Genomic DNA, 17,489 nt, shown 5'->3' on the forward strand with positions numbered 1-17,489 from the left:
CTGCCAAGCGCACAAAAGACGAACAGTTCACACTGCTCGCCTTTTTTTCGCTAGCGTCCGCTGTATATGGACAAATGTCCTAGGATGGTGCCTGACACCCCTTATAGACACGACCTACACTTAAACCATTCTATTCTAGAATACTATTACATATTTTTCAGAAAAATCCAAATGCTAATTCAATTTTAGTAGAGTAAGAGGTATGGGTCAATGGTATTGAAAAATTATTAGGGGTTGGTGCAGCTTATGACATATTTCGATGAACGTATGACACATTTTGAGGAACTTACTACCTATTTTCGGAGGATTACTACCGGTTTTTTGAAACTTACGACATTTGCTGGATACTAATTGGAAATCCCTCAAAAAAAGCCACTCCCTCATTAGGAATGACTGATTTCCTTCGAATTCCTTGCATTCACAAAGCTGCCTATGGCTAATGACAGAAGTATACCAGCACTATCAATTCCGATATCAAATAGCCTGCCGTCCCTGGTGAAATATAATTGAAGAAACTCGGTTAATATTGCATAGAAGCCAGCAAAAATAAAGACCTCAAATTTGGAACGAACTTTGGTCTGAAGCAGTAGCGCTAAGATGAAAAAGGCCGTAAGGTGCCCTATTTTTTGTATGATGAAGTCCATGTTTATACTAACAGGAAGGGGCTTCAGTAGCTCCGTAAACTGCGGGTGCGCATCCCACTCGAAGTGAACCGCTCCTGATGCCAGCAATTCTGAAAAATTTGCGGTACAGGTAAAAACAAAGATTGATAATGTCCAAAATATGATAAAGATTACTCTCATGAATGGTTCCTCCTTCAAAATCCATTTTCGACTTAGAAGGAGAAAAGTATACAAAAAAGGCGAACAGATGAGAATCTGTTCGCCTTCATTGGATCTCGTGATTACTTAATCCAAGCACCATCTTTTCCTAGCTTATAGCCGTCTACAGTTGTGTTAGCAGCCATAACGCCACTTTTGTTTAGGTAGTACCATTTGCCGTTAATTAGTTTCCAGCCAGTTGCCATGGAACCGTTACCGTTTAGGTAATACCACTTACCCTCTTCTAATAACCAGCCAGTCTTCATAGCGCCAGTCTTAGTTAGGTAGTACCAAGCTCCTTTATCTAATACCCAGCCAGTAGCCATTTGACCGTCTTTCTTCAAGAAGTACCAATTGCCGCCGTCTTTAACCCAGCCAGTAGCTTTTACATTGTTCACGTAATAGAACCAAGAACCATTTTCCATTTTCCAGCCATTCTTCTGAACAACAGCGTCCTGACGGTTGATGACAACTTCCTTCACTGTTTCGTTACCAGAAAGGTCTTTTGCTCTTAAGGTTACTTTGTTTTCGCCTTCCTTAAGAGGTACAGTTACGGAATAGTTTTTATTCAATGGTTGAATATCATCAATTGGGCTAACCTTTGGAACTTCAAACTCATTATCTTCATTCACAAAGAAGCTTAAGTAGTGGAAGTTATCCTGCAGGTTCACATTTAAAGTAACCTTGTCGACCTTCTTATCTACGCGTGAAGGTGCGTTTACGTTAATCACTGGTTTTGTTGTATCGATAAAGACTTTACGTGCAATTGAGAAGGACTTATTAGAGTGATCAGTCGCTTCAACCGTTATATCATATAAGCCGTCCTTATCAAACTTAACAGTTGTATCGAAGTAGAATTTGCCATCTTCTTTATTTTGCGCGAATTCAACGTCTTTTCCATTTACCTTAATGGCTTTAATACCAGTATCATCAGAAATGAATCCTTTTACAGGAACTTCTTTTGTACTGTAAGCGCCCCATGGCTCTGGTGAATTTGGAATATAATTTCCATCTTCATCCTTTGATCCATCAGAGATAATGATTAGCGGCAGGTCCACATCACCTTTTGCAGCCGTATCATAGCCGGTATTTCCAGCATAGTCCCAAGCCACTACTTGAACAACTGCTTTATCTGGAACAGCTGTTTCTTGTTCTGCAAATGAGAAAGAGGTAGCTTTGCCATCGACAGAGTCAACATACTCACCATTTACGTAAATATCGTAGCTTTCAACGCCTGATCCATTTTCAGTTGTCTTCCAAGTCACCGCTTGCTTCTCAGAATCAAAGGTAGAAGCAACCACAGGATTAGTGGTATCAACTAAGACAGGAATTTTCTTCGATTGCCACTGAGCACCGGCATAGTCAACGACAGATTTGATTTCGTAGTAGTACAAGCCATCTTTCACAACTTGCCCATTTATCTTTCCATCCCAAACACGGTCCGTTTTAAAGGAATACGGTAATGCACTTCCACCATCAAAGGCATTTTTGTAAACATCGGATTCCGCCTCCAGACGCTTAAGTTGGTTGCCGCCCTTGTCCAAAATGTTAAATTGAACTTCAGAGGCATTTCTTAAGAACGATGGAAGAGGATTAAAGTTATCGTAATACTTATCACCATTTGGTGAAAGGGTAAATTCATTCTTTTCAGGAACTGGATACATTTCTAATAATTCATTGTCAACGTTTTCTAATGCATCTACTCCTAAATCAAAGAAGCGAGTTTCTCCAAGAGTTGAGAATCCATCAACAATCTTTGGTTCATCCCACTTGCCATAGAAGCCTACATATGGAACGGTTAAGTTTGGAACAGCTGCATCAGCGCTTACTAAGTTAACGGAACCTTCAACGAAAATGTTCTTTTTCAAGGCAATAGGAAGCTTCAGGTTGCCATCAGCGTCAACAACCGGGATTTTTGCATTTGTAAAATCAACTTTTACTGTAAAATCAGTTGATCCTCCAGCTGGAACCGTAACTTTCTCAGGAGCTGTCACTGTAGCACCATCAAGGTTGCCTGCAATTAGAGCATTGTAATCTGGGCTTTTTTCCACTTGTTGAATGGTGTCTGTTAACACATCTGTGTTTACTTTGTAAGTCACAGATTTATCTTTAGAGATATTTTTGACTGTGAAAGTCATTTCGAAATTAGTAGATTGGAAGTCTTTCAATTCAACCTTTGCATCGCCGGTAGCTTTGTTAACAACATAAGCAGGTGTTGTTACTGCTGAATATGTTTGCATCATACCAGCACCTTGACGGCGAGGAGAGAAAGGTTGACCATGTAAATCTTCAATACCTTTTGCAGTGTTCATTAATAATACTTTTGCCAGGTGCGTGCGGTCAGCAACAGAAAGGCTGCTAAAGCGGGCATCTGATTGTAAGTATTGCTGAACTAGAGCAGATCCGCCGGCAACATGTGGTGATGCCATGGAAGTACCGCTCATCACTTCATATTTATCGTTGTTTACAGTAGAATAAATATTTCCACCAGGAGCAGTAATTTCAGGCTTCAGGTGTAAATCGGGAGTAACTCCCCATGAAGTAAAGCTTGTCATACGTCCCATTTCTGGGCTTTCACTGCTAGCTGTTTGGTTAACATGAAGAGTGGTGTGTCCAGCAGCAATTGTGTCCTCAAGGGCTTTACCCTTATTTCCAGAGATAATTGCGAGTGGTACTTCCCATCCACCTTGATTCTTAAATGGAATATCGTCTGATACAGTACTATTGTATACAATTATGCCAGCTGCTCCTGCGTTTGCAGCGTTTTTCGTCTTATCTGCAAAAGTTATGATTCCACGTTTTACTAACACTACCTTACCTTTTACATCAACACCGTTATAGTCTTCTGGTAACCCAATCTTGCCTCCTAAACTTACGATGTCAAGTTTTCCTCCATTAGCGTCTACAAGCCCTTTCCAGTCATCAATTCCATAACCAATGCTTGAAAAAGAATTGTCACCTTCCACTGTAAAAGCATGTTCATATAAATAAGCTTCATTTCCAGATGCGGCTACAGAAATACCGTCAGGATTTAAGCTCGGTGCCCCTACAACACCGATATCAGGATTTTCAGCATAAGGGTTATCCCAGCCGTCACCGATATGGTTGGAGTTACCAGCAGACATCGCACAAACGATTCCGTTTTCAGTCGCGCGCTTAATCGCAAGATCTTCTGCTCCGTTTTCTTGATAGAATGCAGCTACATCACCAAGACTCATGTTTAGAACATCGGCACCTAGTTTAATAGAGTCATCAATCGCTGCAAGATAGACGTCTGACCATGTAGATGGGTAAATTGGGTCGTTAGAGAATACCTTCATCGCAAGAACTTGCGCTTCTGGTGCAACCCCTTTAACACCGCCATTTGCTTCATCCCCGTTTGCTGCTACGATACCAGCAACGTGCATACCGTGCATGCTTGCGCCAGGTCCTAAATCAAGGATGGTGTTGTTTTGATCATAGTAGTTGTAACCATAAGGAACCTTGTCAGTGTAGTAATGACCTTTTAAGCCTTTGTCAGCAACGATTTTATCAACCGCAGTCTTTGTTAATCCTTCTTTCGAAGTATCAGTCAATTTAAAGTCGCGGTGGCTTGGGTCCACACCAGTATCGATTACCGCTACAACCATACCTTCGCCTTTAAATCCGGCATCTTGCCAAGTTGTCCGGGATTGAACAAAATTGTGGCTTGTTTTTAGGTTCGGTTCCATTTCAGGTTTCTTATACTCGTTGGCTAAGTAGACCCCTTTAACACCGGAAACGCTTTCAATCTTAGCGAGATCGCCGTAAGCCATTTCACCGCTGAAACCATTAAAGGCAGTGGAAAATTTTTGCTTGTACTTAATCGCTACACGCTTAGCCGCAATTTTGTCTTTTACTGCCTTTTGCTGGCTTTCCGCTTTTGCAGCGAGTGAAGATTTTTTATCTTCTGATAATTCTTTATATAGGACACCTTGCTTGGTTGCATATTCTACTGGAGTTTGTCCGTCAACCTCAACGATAACACGAACTTTGTCAGTTGCTTTAAGATTGTCGCGTGCACTAGTTTTAGCTGCATCTTTTTTAAATACAGTTCTTTTTTGATTTTGCTTGAATTGCTTAAGCTTTGCTTCTAAATCACCTGGCTTATAAGTCGCAGCAGTTGTTTGGGAAACAAAACCGAAGTTTGTTAGAACTAGAGCTGACGCTAATGCGTATGTAGCAATTTTGCGCTTCTTATTGTGGTTCTTTTTGCTCATTAAAGATTTCCCCCCTAATGTGAAATATGTAATTCTACTTATTTGTTTATCCCTTTTTCTATTAAGTTAGAAAAGTCGGAATATACAAATATAATTTTAGTATTTTTGTCTAGAATTGGCAATAGATTATTCGGAGAACGAAGAAGTATTTATCGCAATTTTCGACAAAAGGAGTGCGACTATAGTCATATATAGGTTCATGTCTCCACAATGCGGCATATTGGGAAAAAAATTTTGTATTTAGTTGTTTTTTATAGATACATCTTGTCATATTCATGAAGATAATTTTTTGTAAAAAATGAAAGAATAGACGCGGGGCATGTTATCTGATTATGTCGGAATTGCATAATAATAGGGTTTTTAAATAATAAAACAAGTGCCTGTTTCCTACTTGGGGAATGTTATTTCTATAATAAAATAGAAAAGACCAACCCTACCAAGTAGAGTTGGCCTATTTTACTAGAAATTATCAGCGGATCCAAGCGCCGTCTGCGCCGAGTTTATAGCCTTGAATTGTGGTGTTTTTAGCCATTTTTCCAGTTGAATATAAGTAGTACCATTTACCTCCTGTATACAACCAGCCTGTTTGCATGACTCCACTTTTATTCATGAAGTACCAGGAGCCATTGACATAGGCCCATCCAGTTTTCATGGCACCAGTAGCTTCGAGGTAATACCATTTCCCATCCGGTTTAATCCAGCCTGTTTGCATCGCGCCTGAAGAGGCTAAGAAGTACCACTTACCGGCATCCTTCACCCAGCCTGTTTTCATGACACCGTCGGAGTTCAAGAAATACCATTTCCCCTTGTCCTTCACCCAGCCGGTTACAATACCGTCTTCATCCTGGAAGTACCACTGTTTACCTGAAAATACCCAGCCTAGCTTTAAGGCACCTGTATCTTCATTAAAGTAATACCGCTGTCCCTCGATATCAACCCAGCCAATTTGATTCACACCATATTCGTCAAAATAGTAGAGTTCGTCATCAATGTAGTTCAATCCAATTGTCATGATGCCGTCTGGATCGAAATAATAGAACTCATCGTCAATTTGTGCCCATCCGGTGATCATGGCGCCAGTCTCATCGAAGAAATACCAATTGCCCTCAATCTCAACCCACTCTGTCTGCAAGACGCCGTCTGTTCCAAGGTAATAACGATTGCTGCCTAAATCCAGCCATCCTGTTTGCATAGTCCCGTTGGCATTAAAGAAATAGACATTTCCTTCGAGTGTAATCCAGCCGGTCTGCATTACCCCGTCGGTTCCGAGGTAATATTTTTTGCCATTTATTTCAACAAGTCCGGTTTGCATGGCACCATTTTCACCAAGGAAATACCACTTTCCAGCAGCATAAACCCAGCCCGTTTTCATGACACCATTAGGACCGAAGAAATAGTTTACCTTTTCGATCGTTACCCAGCCGGTCTGCATTACGCCATCTTGGTTAAAGTAATATTTATTACCTTCTAATTCTAACCATCCAGTATGGATAACCCCATTTTCATAGTAATACCATTTACCGTCTGCCTGCACCCAGCCATTTTGCGGCTGCGGCTCTGCTCCGGACACGATTCTGTCCTCAACTGATGGAGAAACCGGGCTATTTTTTGCAAAATAATCCGTTAAAATTTCATAGTCGACTAGAAGAAGTTCGTGAATGCGTCCTTCTGTTTTAGCTTGTTTGAAGACTGTATAGCCGTCACCGCCATCCGCAACGAACGCATTCGTAGCGACAGAATAGGTTTTCGCCAAATCGATTGGCTCAAAACCGTTCGCGGTTTTAACCTTCACGTCCCAAACTCTATCAAATGCAGGTTTAGCAGGGTCATATTTAAATTGAATACCAGAAACCTGCATGAATTGACCTGCACCGCTTTCCACCTTGCTGACACTATGTTCAAGTGCCTGCCAGATTTCAGCTCCGGTCACATCTAATGTAACTAGTAAGTTAGCAAATGGCATGACGGTGTAAATCTCGCCAAGTGTGACATCTCCTTGGTCAATCGAAGCACGGATGCCGCCGCCATTTTGCATTGCGATAAAGGTGCCAGGCACCAGTTGATTAGCTCTCTCGGCCATCGCATCGGCAACAAGGTTACCTAAGTTCGTTTCTTTGTAGCGTACATTTGTCCGTTCGCCGTCGAGCACAACGTTAGAAGATCCGACAACTGTCTTTTTCAATTCTTCCAGCGGAGCCTTTAATTCGTTAACCTTCGCCTGTGCTGCTGCATCAGGCACCACCGTAGAATTTGTCCCTAAATCAATCAACTTGCCGTCCTGCGATGTCACCACACCATTTTCGTCAAAGCTTACATTTAATACACCCAAATATTTGAGGTATTCGTTTGCTTGAACAATAACGGTTGGTTCTGCTTTTTCAATCACAAATGGCTGATCAAGCTTTGTGTGGGTATGTCCTCCCACGATAATATCAATTCCATCCACCGCTTTTGCGAGCCCCTGGTCTGGTCCATAGCCTAAGTGAGAGAGAACGACAATTTTATTGACTCCTTCAGCTCTAAGCGCTGTAACTGTTGCTTTCGCTTTTTCTGTCGCATTTTCGAACACAATCTCATCAGAAGGATTTGCAAGGAAAGAAGTGTCCTCCGTTGTTAACCCGAAAATGCCGACTTTTTCACCATCAACCGTTTTGATGATTGCTGGATAAATATTTCCGCCTTCTGGCGAGTCACTGATTTGATTTTTGAAAAGCGGTCCTAAAATAGGTTCCTTGGTTACGTTGACGTTTGCACTTAGCATTGGGAACTTCATGTCTTGAATAAAGCTTGCTAGAGTGGCAGAGTCCTTATCAAATTCATGGTTACCAAATGTCATCGCATCATAGCCAAGCGTGTTCATAAAGCCTAAATCAGCTTTTCCAAGATATTGATTGAAGTAAAGCGTTCCCGAAAACACATCCCCTGCGTCAACAAGCAAGGCATTTTGCTTTTCGGCTCTTACTTGGCTGACGGCCGTCGTCAACTTTGGATACTGTTCCACATTAGCATGTGTATCGTTCACGTGCATGATTGACAGGTCAATGGCCTTAGGAGCCGGAGGCGCAGTTTCTGTTTTCAGGTTGAACTGACCCATTACAGCATCATGGTCACTGACACGTCCATGTGCTGCTGTAAATGGTGAATTCAAATGAACGATGTCAATTTCGGAACGATCTGCTAGATTGTTAGACACGAGCATGTGATCAAGCACTTGTGAGTTTCCTTGATAGCTATAGGTAAAGCGATCAGTTGCAGGAACTTTTTCAATTAAGTTTGTTAATTCTGCCCCTTTTAATGTTGTTAACGGATTGGAGAATTCGAAGTCGTTTAAGTCACCAAGAACGACGACATTTGCATCCGCATTTTTACTTTTTACATCTTTAATAAAGTTGTTCACGATGCCGGCAATTTGCACCCGTTTGGCTTCACTGCCCAGTACCGGCGGTTGATTTTTTCCATAAATCGGCTGGTCGCCGCCCTTGGAGTTAAAGTGGTTGCCAATGACAATGACGTCTTCGCCTTTAAAGGTAAATTCAGCAGCAAGCGGTTTACGGCTGGAAGAGAATGCCGCATTAGCCGGATCGATTCTTCCTGGGTTCAAGGTTAACGAGCCACTTTCATAGCCGACTGCTTGTGTGGCGGTACCTTTTGCTGCGCCTGCTTTTAAGGTGACGCGGTCAGGATTGTAAATGAAGCCGACACGAATGTTGCCATTTGGAGCGCCGCCGTCCTGATTATCTACCGGCGCAATATCTGTCCACTGATAACCGGGACCGCCGTTCGCTTTAATCGCATCGATAAGCGCCTGGTAGTTTTGCGAAGCATCTGTTCCGCCGCCAGCTGTTTCACCATTGTTATCCTGGACCTCTACTAAACCGACAATGTCAGGAGTTTTCAGGTTTTGTACAATCGACTGTGCGATTTTATTCGTTTTCGCTGCATCTGCTTTTGTATAGTTTTCCATATTATAAGAAGCCACGGTAAGCTTTTCGTCGTTCTTGACGATGTCGGTTACCTCTTGCTTATAATCGCTTTCCACCAGCTTTGGCAAGGCTGCTTCATCGGTAAGAATTTTATAGTTTTGGAAAGTATACGTTACGACTCCATAAACGGTACCATCAAAGCGATCACCCGTTTTGGAAACAAAGTTTTTGTTGCCAAACAGCAGGTGCAGTCTTTCCGGGTTCATGTTGTCCTTTGTAATCGGAATTCCGCCTGGAGTTGTATAGGTCTTACCATCCACTTTCCCGGCTATGACTGGAACCTCGCCGTATCTTTGCGGCGCAACTGCGACTGGATTTTCAATGGCCACCCGCATTCCCTCAATACTTTCAAAAAAGTCGATTCCGTCTTCCTCAGGATCGAAGCTGGCAAATTTGTCGTTATCAACGACTTGTGTCGGCGGGTTGATGTCTTTGCCAAAGACAAGGGCAGGCGGTAATTCTTGGCCGCTCGCAAGTTTAGTTGTTTTCCCTGCATTTGCATCGATTTCCGTGGAAGGAAGGTCCGTTTCCAGCTTGTCGCTGTACCCATCGATGACCCATTCCTTTACTAATCCGTCAACGGCCACCTTATCACCTTTTACTAAGCCGTGCGCTTTCTTGTAAACAAGGATTCCTTCGGAGGTTTTCGGATTATTATCCTGGGCTGGGTCCTGCATGTAGAAATTGTTTACGTCCATCACTTGAGTGACGATTCCGGTCACCCCAGTAACATTTTTGCCATTGTATGGCGAAGTATGGCTTTCACCTTGAATGGCACTGATTTTGATGCCATCTTCCGGGACTGGCGGCGGGTCAACAGGACCGCCTCCATCTGGAGCTGTAAAGCTCATGGCAGTTGGGGTTTTTAATCCCGGCACACTAAAATAGGGTGTTAATGTTCCGGTGGCAAATACAACCTTCCCTATATTTGCAGGATTCGTTTTTAACCCGAACTCCGCTCTGAAGCCTGAAGTTATTTGAACTGGAAGGATTTTTGTCGGGTCGGTTTCAGCTGCACTATCGGCAATACCAAAATTGAAATCATCAGGAAAGGGTGCTGCAGTCTGATAATTCGTTCCTGACTTCGCATAGCCGACAATATATCCTTTCACGGTTGCCGTTCCAGAGGTATTGGCAATGGCTTGTGCTACCGTTATGTAATTTTCTGCTGCACTTGCATGATGAAGGTATGGCAGCACGTAGCTTGCTAGTAATGTTAAAATAGTCGTTACAATAAAAAGCTGTTTTTTAATAAACCTCAATCTCTACGCCTCCTCTTTTTTGAATGTTTATACCTATCGACTTAATGGTAGTAAACATACTAAATAGGCATTCCCCCTTCTAGTAACCTTTGTCGTGCACCTACTATTCTACTTTAAAACAATCTGCCATTCTACAATATTTAACAATTTTACCAAATTGACACACTAAACTTACTATATCTTTACAAGCCAACCGGCACAAAAATCGTCATTTCTCGGGAAATCAGGTCGATATTTATCGAGTCTTATCAGTTTCCCCATTCCGGCAAATCCGTTATGATGGAAATAAATACTATTTTAGGAGGCTGAGGATATGCCGCTTTTGCATATGAAGGAGATATTCACTCCTCTAAAACTAATAGGGATTAAGGTGTTTCGCTGTAAAGAAGGCAATACCTACATAAAGGTCTGGAACAGACCTCGGAAAAAAATCTTTTCTTAAGGAAGTCTAATTGCTAGACTTCTTTATTTTTCGAAAAATACCCCTGAAAATTCTAGTATTTTTAAAATTTGCTATAAAGTATAATACAAATATTACGTGTTTTAGGGGGAAAAGATGAGAAAGAATGTTTTATTTTTACTAGTTTTCCTGGGGGCGATTTTCTCGCTTCCTAATTTATCAGAAGCGGCAGCCGATTCTGTCGTTCTTTTCGAGGATAAGACACTCGAAAAATCAGTCAGAGAGGCCTTATCCTTAACGGATGAGGAGCCATTAACGGAACAGAAAATCCAAGCGCTCGTTACTCTTGATGCCGAGGGGCTCGAGATTCATAGCTTGAAAGGATTAGAGAAAGCCATCAACCTTGAGGAGCTTAATGTATCTGACAATAATATAGAATCAATCGAACCAATCCTGAATTTGACGAAATTACAGGCTGCTGATATTTCCTATAACCCGATTGAAGACCTTGGGTATTTGATGCGGTTGACCTCTCTGGAGGAATTTGACATCAGCGGGACAAATATTACAAATATTTACCGCTTAACCACCTTGCCTAATTTAGCTTATGTATCTGTGATGGATTTAGATATTGATTGGTACAATGATAGAAATGCCTGGCAAACACTTGATATGCTGTTCGAGGCAGGCGTTGAAGTCGATTGTCCGCCTTATGGTCCTGTGGAAATTTTAGATTCCGTAACAAGTGAAAGCGCCATGAGAGTCGAATGGGAATACCACGGCGATTGGGCAGAAAATACTAGCTATAAAATTTTCCTTAATGATGGAGAGTATGGAAACACCCAGGAAAAAACCTTTACGATTAAAGGCTTAAAGGCAAATACCGATTATTCGGTAACGATTGCTGTCTTAAAGGATGGCGTCGAAACTGGTGAAGAGCAAACCATTGAGTTTACGACCGAGCCGCTTCCTTCCGGAAAAATCATTTCAATGGAAGATAAGGTTCTTGAAGGAATGGTAAAAGAAGAACTATTGGTCTACAACCGTAATTTACAGGTAAGTGATCTGGAGAGCCTGACTGAGCTTTCTGTCGAAAAGGACCTCGGTGTCCGCTCCCTCAAGGGATTGGAATATGCAGTTAATTTGACTGTCTTAGAAGTGCCGAGTAATTTAGTGGTTGACTTAAGTCCTATCTCGCAATTAAAGCAGCTTCAATATTTGGATGTTAGTATGAATAAAATTGCAAACTTTAAACCAATCAGCCAGCTGCCAAGCTTAGAATATCTCGATGTTTCCTACAATCCTTCAACAGACCTTGCACCATTAAAATTGATTCCTAATCTGCAGGAATTGCACATTGATGATTTATATAATATCGCGTGGAAAAAAGGAAGTCCTGCGGATAAGATTGTAACCGAGTTGATTAATCGCGGTGTATATGTGAATGTGTTTGAATATACCGGAAACCGTTATACAAATAATACGTGGGAATTGGCCTGGTACTTTAACGGGGTAGAACCTGTCAGCTTTGAATTGTATATGGATGATGAATTATTGGCTGAAATGGATGGAAACACCCATTATTATAAGTGGGAAGGGTTGAAGCCTTACACAGGATATCATACATTTAACCTGATTGCAGCAGGCGAAGAAGATACTTATGAGGCAGATACGTTTAATCTTTATACCCAATCATGGAATATTACCGGCTGGAGTCAGTTTAACTACAATTGGAATTATTTCGATCTAAAAACCTTCAAAAAAAGAACCGGCTGGCTTCAGGATGGAGGCAAATGGTACTACCTTGATGCAAATGGCAACATGAAGACCGGCTGGGTGTCCGTCAGCGGAAAGTGGTATTACTTTAACGGCAGCGGGGCGATGAAGACTGGCTGGTTGTTAGACGGCGGAAAATGGTACTATTTAAATACCAGCGGCGCGATGGCTAAGGGCTGGCTGTTAATCAACAAAAAATGGTATTATTTCTACCCAAGCGGGGAAATGGCCAAAAATACGGTCATTGGCGGATATAAACTTGGGGCCGATGGTGCCTGGATTAAATAAAAGAAAAAGGTACGAAATCAAAATGATTCCGTACCTTTTTCTTCGGGCAAATTTGAAAGTGCATGCATATCCATCTGGTGTTTCGGGCGTTTTTGATGCATTTTTTCCAATGAATACAGCACCACATGGACAAAAAGAACAACAAGCGCAAAATATTCAACGGCATAATCGATATAATACCATGATAAGGTGGCCGTGATATCGTAAAGCGAGTGGACGATAACTGTTAACCACAGGCTTCGTGTCCACAGAAGGATGAGGCCTAACAATAAACCCATGTTGCCCATCGTGACGATTGCCCCTAATTTGATCGACCACGGCTGCTCTGTACTTAATGTATGGTCAATTCCGAATATAACCGATGTCAAGAATAGGGCCATCATCAGGAATCTGTCTCTAGAGCCGCTTTCCCAGCGGCGGCGGAAGATTTTTTTAAACACCATAAGAAGCAAAATGATATAACATAGGCGCCAAACCTCTTCTAAACCGGCCAGGGCATCGAAATATAATTCCTCGCCAATCGTATCGACCTTATCAAAAAAGGCCCAAACGGGACCGTCCGCTGCGACTGCCTCATCGTCTTCCGCCGCGAAGGACTGATAATCGGTATACTCTTCAACGTATTGATCATAATCATCGTTGAAATCTGTAAACATCACAGTGGAGTAAATATTGATGATCATGCTTCCGACGAAAAAAATGAAAATAGAACCAGTGAATTGCAGAATTCGCTGGCGTTTGGTTTTCAGTTGGGCACTCTCATAACCCAGCCGCCGGTATAGCTTCCAGCCCACAAAAAAAGATGAAACCATGACCGCATCATACAGGGTACTGGCCATATAGCTGTAACGGGATAGATAAAGAAGGACTTCAGCACCAATCGCCACAATGAGCATCGCAAAGAGTAACTTTTTCGATATCGGTTTAGTTAAATTTGATGTCATCCTCGTCATTCCTTGCCTGTGATTTTTTAGTGAAAAATCTCCTGTTACTTACCAAGAATATTAGCTACCAGGATTCCGAGTCCGTTAAATAAAAGCAGGAATAAAGAGCAGGCAATGACCCACTTCCATTTTCTTGACATGGCAATTCCCCTTTAACATTTTACAAGATTATAATAGTAATAATTTATCATACCGGGAGGCAATTATCACCAAAATAATGTTTCCATTTTAATAATTTAATCCTCATTTTTTCAGCCCTTTTAACATAAGAATGTACAAGCAATGTGCACTAGTTTTCACATTTTATTACGAATAGGGGACTTTAAAAATGAAACAGTTTGCTTCCATTATTCTTTTAGTTGTGGTGATTTTTGTATTATCCTCCACTAATCCTAATCGGGCAGAATATATCGACTGGATTAATCACAAAACAATGGACAAGTCATCAAATCTGCTGCAAAAAGGCATTCTCTCACTTGCTGGAAAACCTATTTTCGATGCAGGCACTAAACAATCCGATTACTTTATTTTTTCCATCTACGAGACAGATTTTTCCGATGTAGGAATGGGAAAAGTCAAATCCATTGGAATATTTCATCAATTTATTCCGCTGTCGAGTTTTGAAAAGCAATAATTAAACCCTTTTTATTAATAAATAAAATTTGCATTTAAAAAAGCAGCAATGTTTTGCTGCTTTTTTGTCTGTCTTCAAATCGTCTTTTTCCAATTTGATAGAATTTTTCAAAAAATACTATTATTTTTCAAAATTCTCTCTTGTATTCGACAATTCTAAAAACTATTATATTTATAGGATATTATTCCTATATAATATTTTCCAAATATATACATATCGATTTAAAATTTGCTGATAGGCAGGTTAATTGTTGATGGTTTTTGACGGAATTATTCTCTCATTTGTTATTGGTTTTTTGCGAAAAGGTAGTTTAAGAGGTTTAGCACACTTAAATCTGAAATGCGGTTGGATCTTCCCACTATTATTAGTAATAGAACTTGTTATTTTTACGTTTCAAAATGATTATAAATTCCTTGGTCAATTAAGCGGTTACATATACATGGCCGTATATGTATTGGGATTAATATTTTTATTTTTGAATCGTAAAAATCCTGGTTTTTTATTAATTTTAATTGGTGTATTTCTCAACTTTTTAGTGATGGTCGTGAACGGTGGAAGGATGCCGGTATCTGTAGAAGCAGCTTCGATTTTAGATCCTAGTTATATGGATGCCTTGAAAGGAGGATTAGCAGCTAAACACCAAATTTTAACCCAATCAACTAATCTAGGATTTTTAGGGGATATTATCCCTCTCTCTAAACCTTATCCGCGAACACAAATTATTAGTATCGGGGATGTGGTTATGAATATTGGCATTTTCCTATTCATCCAGTATTTAATGCTAAAGCATCCATCTTCCTTGCAGGTCAATGACACCTCCAATTCTATGAAAGGAGGTGAAATAAGATGAAACAACAAAAACCACAAGGAATCAAATTAACAGGTATTTTAGTTAATGCAATTATTTTAGGATCGTTAATTGTTGCATTAACATCAGGCTGGAAGCTAATATAATCAATTCTTGGGAGCAGTTAATCTCAGATAACTTCTCCCTTTTATTTTATATAGATAAGAGTGATTACAAATGGACCGAATAAAAAGCCCTTCGAATATTTATTTAATCATTGTTACTATTATCGGATGTATTTCGTTTGTTATTTATGATTCCTTCCAATTCGACACATCCTCAAAAATGGTGTTTAAATTTGCCTTCATCGGGGCAATTTTACTTCTAAATCATTACACGATTCCCATTCCGCCTGAAGGAAATTCAACTTCAATGGATTCCGCCATCTACATGGCAGGCATTTTTTTATATGGACTTGATTTTACATTGGATATATTGCTTGTAACCAGCATAATTAATGCAGTTTATCAAAGGAAAATTGCTTGGTGGAAGCATTTATTTAATTTTGCATTGTATAGCTTGATGATGACTTTATCCTATCAAGTATATAGTCTATCCGGCGGCAGTTTTAATAAGATTGATACTAATAATCTATTACCCTATCTTATCTCGTTAAGCGCCTATTTTTTAATTAATGTAATTTTGATTGGTGTATATTTCTATTTGCTCCATAAAGAAAAAATAAATACAGTCTTTATCGGAATGCTAAAGGATAAATCCTTTTTGGTTAGTTATGTAACTACCCTACTGCTATCCATTGTCTGTGGAATATTATTCGATAGGGAAGCATACTTTGGTCTTTTCCTTTTTATTTGTATTGCTATCCTTTTGTCTGTGGCCTTTAATCAACATTTCCAATTGTTTCAAGCCACATTAGATAAAGCCAATAAAGATTTTCTCACTGGACTTAATAACCACGGCTATTTTAAAGAGATTTTAGAAAAAGAGGTTGCCGTTGCAAAAGAAGCAGACATGCCACTAAGTGTTGTTCTTCTAGATATTGATGATTTTAAAAAATACAATGACCTATATGGTCATATTCAAGGAGATCAATTACTTCAGGAATTTGGTACTTTATTGAAAAATGAGTCAGAAGAGGAAAACTACACGGTTGCACGTTATGGTGGCGAAGAATTTTCGATTTTGATGCCAAATACCAAGCGCCAGTCAGCCTTATCCTTTATGAACGAGCTAAGAAAAAAAGCGAATGATACCTATTATAAAGGAGTTGAAGGGCTCCCTTACAGATGCTTGTCCTTTTCTGCCGGAATTGCTGAATGCGAAAAGGAAACATACAGTATATCTGAGCTTCTTAATAAAGCAGATCAAGCAATGTATGCGGCAAAAGACCAAGGAAAAAATTTGGTCAAGATATACAATGAACACTCCGAATATTCGATCCAGCGCTCTCTCGCTCTTGAAAAAGAGCTAGAAGAAGCCGAACAGCAATTAAAAATATTTCTTTCTAAGGATGTATATACCTATCGTCATAGTAAAAGGGTTTACCAATATGCGGTCGATTTTTCACGAATACTTCATTTAACAGACCACGAACGGAAAACGCTAATCCTTGGCGCTTTAATTCATGATATTGGAAAAATTGAAATCCCAAGGGATATTTTGAATAAAAAAGGAAAGCTCGAACCGCATGAATGGGAAATGATGAAAAAGCACGTGACTTGGGGTAAAGAAATTATTTCAACCAATAAGAAATTAGATGATTTAATCCCATTGGTCGAGCTCCATCATGAGCGCTTTGATGGTAAGGGCTACCCGTATGGTCTAGCCGGAAAATCAATCCCGAAATTAGCCCGTATCTTGTGTGTCATTGACTCGTTTGATGCCATGACCACCGAGCGGCCCTATCAAAAGACAAAAACCTTTAAAGAAGCTATTGTTGAATTACGGACCTGTTCTGGGAAACAATTTGACCCACAATTCGTCGAGCCATTTATTGAACTAATAAAGCAGCTTGATAGCTTGGGGGAAGAATTAGAAGATATTTCAGCAACTGTTAATAGTTAAATTGTCTACAGCTATAAAAAAAACAAAGGTGATGGAGAAATCCGTTGCTTTTGTTTTTAATGTCTATTGCTATTTTGGGATACAAAAAAGAACAGCTTATTTAGCTGTCCCTTTTCGTGCCTGGCAACGTCCTACTCTCACAGGGGCGCGTGCCCCAACTACCATCGGCGCTGAGAAGCTTAACTTCCGTGTTCGGTATGGGAACGGGTGTGACCTTCTCGCCATAATTACCAGACTACTTTATTAAGGAATCATTCCCTCAAAACTAGAT

The 17,489-nt window shown here is 40.4% G+C and carries 8 protein-coding genes and 1 rRNA gene; 4 read left to right on the forward strand and 5 right to left on the reverse strand.

Translation table 11 applies throughout. The features are described from left to right. Positions 1 to 383: 383 nt before the first annotated feature. The 3 genes from ACIFOT_RS23665 to ACIFOT_RS23675 form a co-directional block, all read right to left on the reverse strand. The gene (locus ACIFOT_RS23665) at positions 384 to 803 is read right to left on the reverse strand and encodes a VanZ family protein (RefSeq protein WP_430068688.1); all 420 of its coding nucleotides are present in this window, start codon (positions 801 to 803) and stop codon (positions 384 to 386) included. Between the two features lie 101 nt (positions 804 to 904). Continuing rightward, positions 905 to 5,059 (reverse strand): S8 family serine peptidase, encoded by a 4,155-nt coding sequence (locus tag ACIFOT_RS23670; protein ID WP_430068690.1) that lies wholly within the window; start codon positions 5,057 to 5,059, stop codon positions 905 to 907. A gap of 469 nt (positions 5,060 to 5,528) precedes the next feature. Continuing rightward, positions 5,529 to 10,304 (reverse strand): 5'-nucleotidase C-terminal domain-containing protein, encoded by a 4,776-nt coding sequence (locus ACIFOT_RS23675; RefSeq protein WP_430068693.1) that lies wholly within the window; start codon positions 10,302 to 10,304, stop codon positions 5,529 to 5,531. 556 nt (positions 10,305 to 10,860) lie between these two features. Between ACIFOT_RS23675 and ACIFOT_RS23680 the strand changes: the two genes are divergently transcribed. After that, positions 10,861 to 12,768: a leucine-rich repeat domain-containing protein gene (locus tag ACIFOT_RS23680; RefSeq protein ID WP_430068695.1), complete on the forward strand. Its 1,908-nt coding sequence runs from the start codon at positions 10,861 to 10,863 to the stop codon at positions 12,766 to 12,768. A gap of 17 nt (positions 12,769 to 12,785) precedes the next feature. Here the strand turns inward: ACIFOT_RS23680 and ACIFOT_RS23685 are convergent, their stop codons facing one another. Continuing rightward, the gene (locus ACIFOT_RS23685) at positions 12,786 to 13,712 is read right to left on the reverse strand and encodes a CPBP family glutamic-type intramembrane protease (protein WP_430068697.1); all 927 of its coding nucleotides are present in this window, start codon (positions 13,710 to 13,712) and stop codon (positions 12,786 to 12,788) included. A 328-nt stretch (positions 13,713 to 14,040) separates the two neighbouring features. Here ACIFOT_RS23685 and ACIFOT_RS23690 point away from each other — a divergent pair, with 328 nt between their 5' ends. The 3 genes from ACIFOT_RS23690 (at position 14,041) to ACIFOT_RS23700 (ending at position 17,218) form a co-directional block, all read left to right on the forward strand. Further along, positions 14,041 to 14,346, forward strand: coding sequence for a DUF4359 domain-containing protein (locus tag ACIFOT_RS23690; RefSeq protein ID WP_430068700.1), 306 nt, complete (start codon positions 14,041 to 14,043; stop codon positions 14,344 to 14,346). Between the two features lie 253 nt (positions 14,347 to 14,599). Then, positions 14,600 to 15,196, forward strand: coding sequence for a DUF5317 domain-containing protein (locus ACIFOT_RS23695; RefSeq protein ID WP_430068707.1), 597 nt, complete (start codon positions 14,600 to 14,602; stop codon positions 15,194 to 15,196). A 174-nt stretch (positions 15,197 to 15,370) separates the two neighbouring features. Then, complete coding sequence (locus tag ACIFOT_RS23700) at positions 15,371 to 17,218, forward strand: bifunctional diguanylate cyclase/phosphohydrolase (RefSeq protein ID WP_430068703.1); 1,848 nt, start codon at positions 15,371 to 15,373, stop codon at positions 17,216 to 17,218. Positions 17,219 to 17,336: 118 nt separating this feature from the next. On the opposite strand, the gene rrf is transcribed toward ACIFOT_RS23700, so the two are convergent. Continuing rightward, a 5S ribosomal RNA gene (gene rrf, locus ACIFOT_RS23705) occupies positions 17,337 to 17,453 on the reverse strand. Positions 17,454 to 17,489: the final 36 nt, after the last annotated feature.

Source organism: Neobacillus sp. NRS-1170, from assembly GCF_050468025.1.

Excerpts from the sequence above, each read along its gene's own strand:
- ACIFOT_RS23695 (WP_430068707.1), top strand. The coding sequence starts at position 14,600 with ATGGTTTTTGACGGAATTATTCTCTCATTTGTTATTGGTTTTTTGCGA.
- ACIFOT_RS23685 (WP_430068697.1), bottom strand. The coding sequence starts at position 13,712 with ATGACATCAAATTTAACTAAACCGATATCGAAAAAGTTACTCTTTGCG.
- ACIFOT_RS23680 (WP_430068695.1), top strand. The coding sequence starts at position 10,861 with ATGAGAAAGAATGTTTTATTTTTACTAGTTTTCCTGGGGGCGATTTTC.
- ACIFOT_RS23665 (WP_430068688.1), bottom strand. The coding sequence starts at position 803 with ATGAGAGTAATCTTTATCATATTTTGGACATTATCAATCTTTGTTTTT.
- ACIFOT_RS23690 (WP_430068700.1), top strand. The coding sequence starts at position 14,041 with ATGAAACAGTTTGCTTCCATTATTCTTTTAGTTGTGGTGATTTTTGTA.
- ACIFOT_RS23670 (WP_430068690.1), bottom strand. The coding sequence starts at position 5,059 with ATGAGCAAAAAGAACCACAATAAGAAGCGCAAAATTGCTACATACGCA.
- ACIFOT_RS23700 (WP_430068703.1), top strand. The coding sequence starts at position 15,371 with ATGGACCGAATAAAAAGCCCTTCGAATATTTATTTAATCATTGTTACT.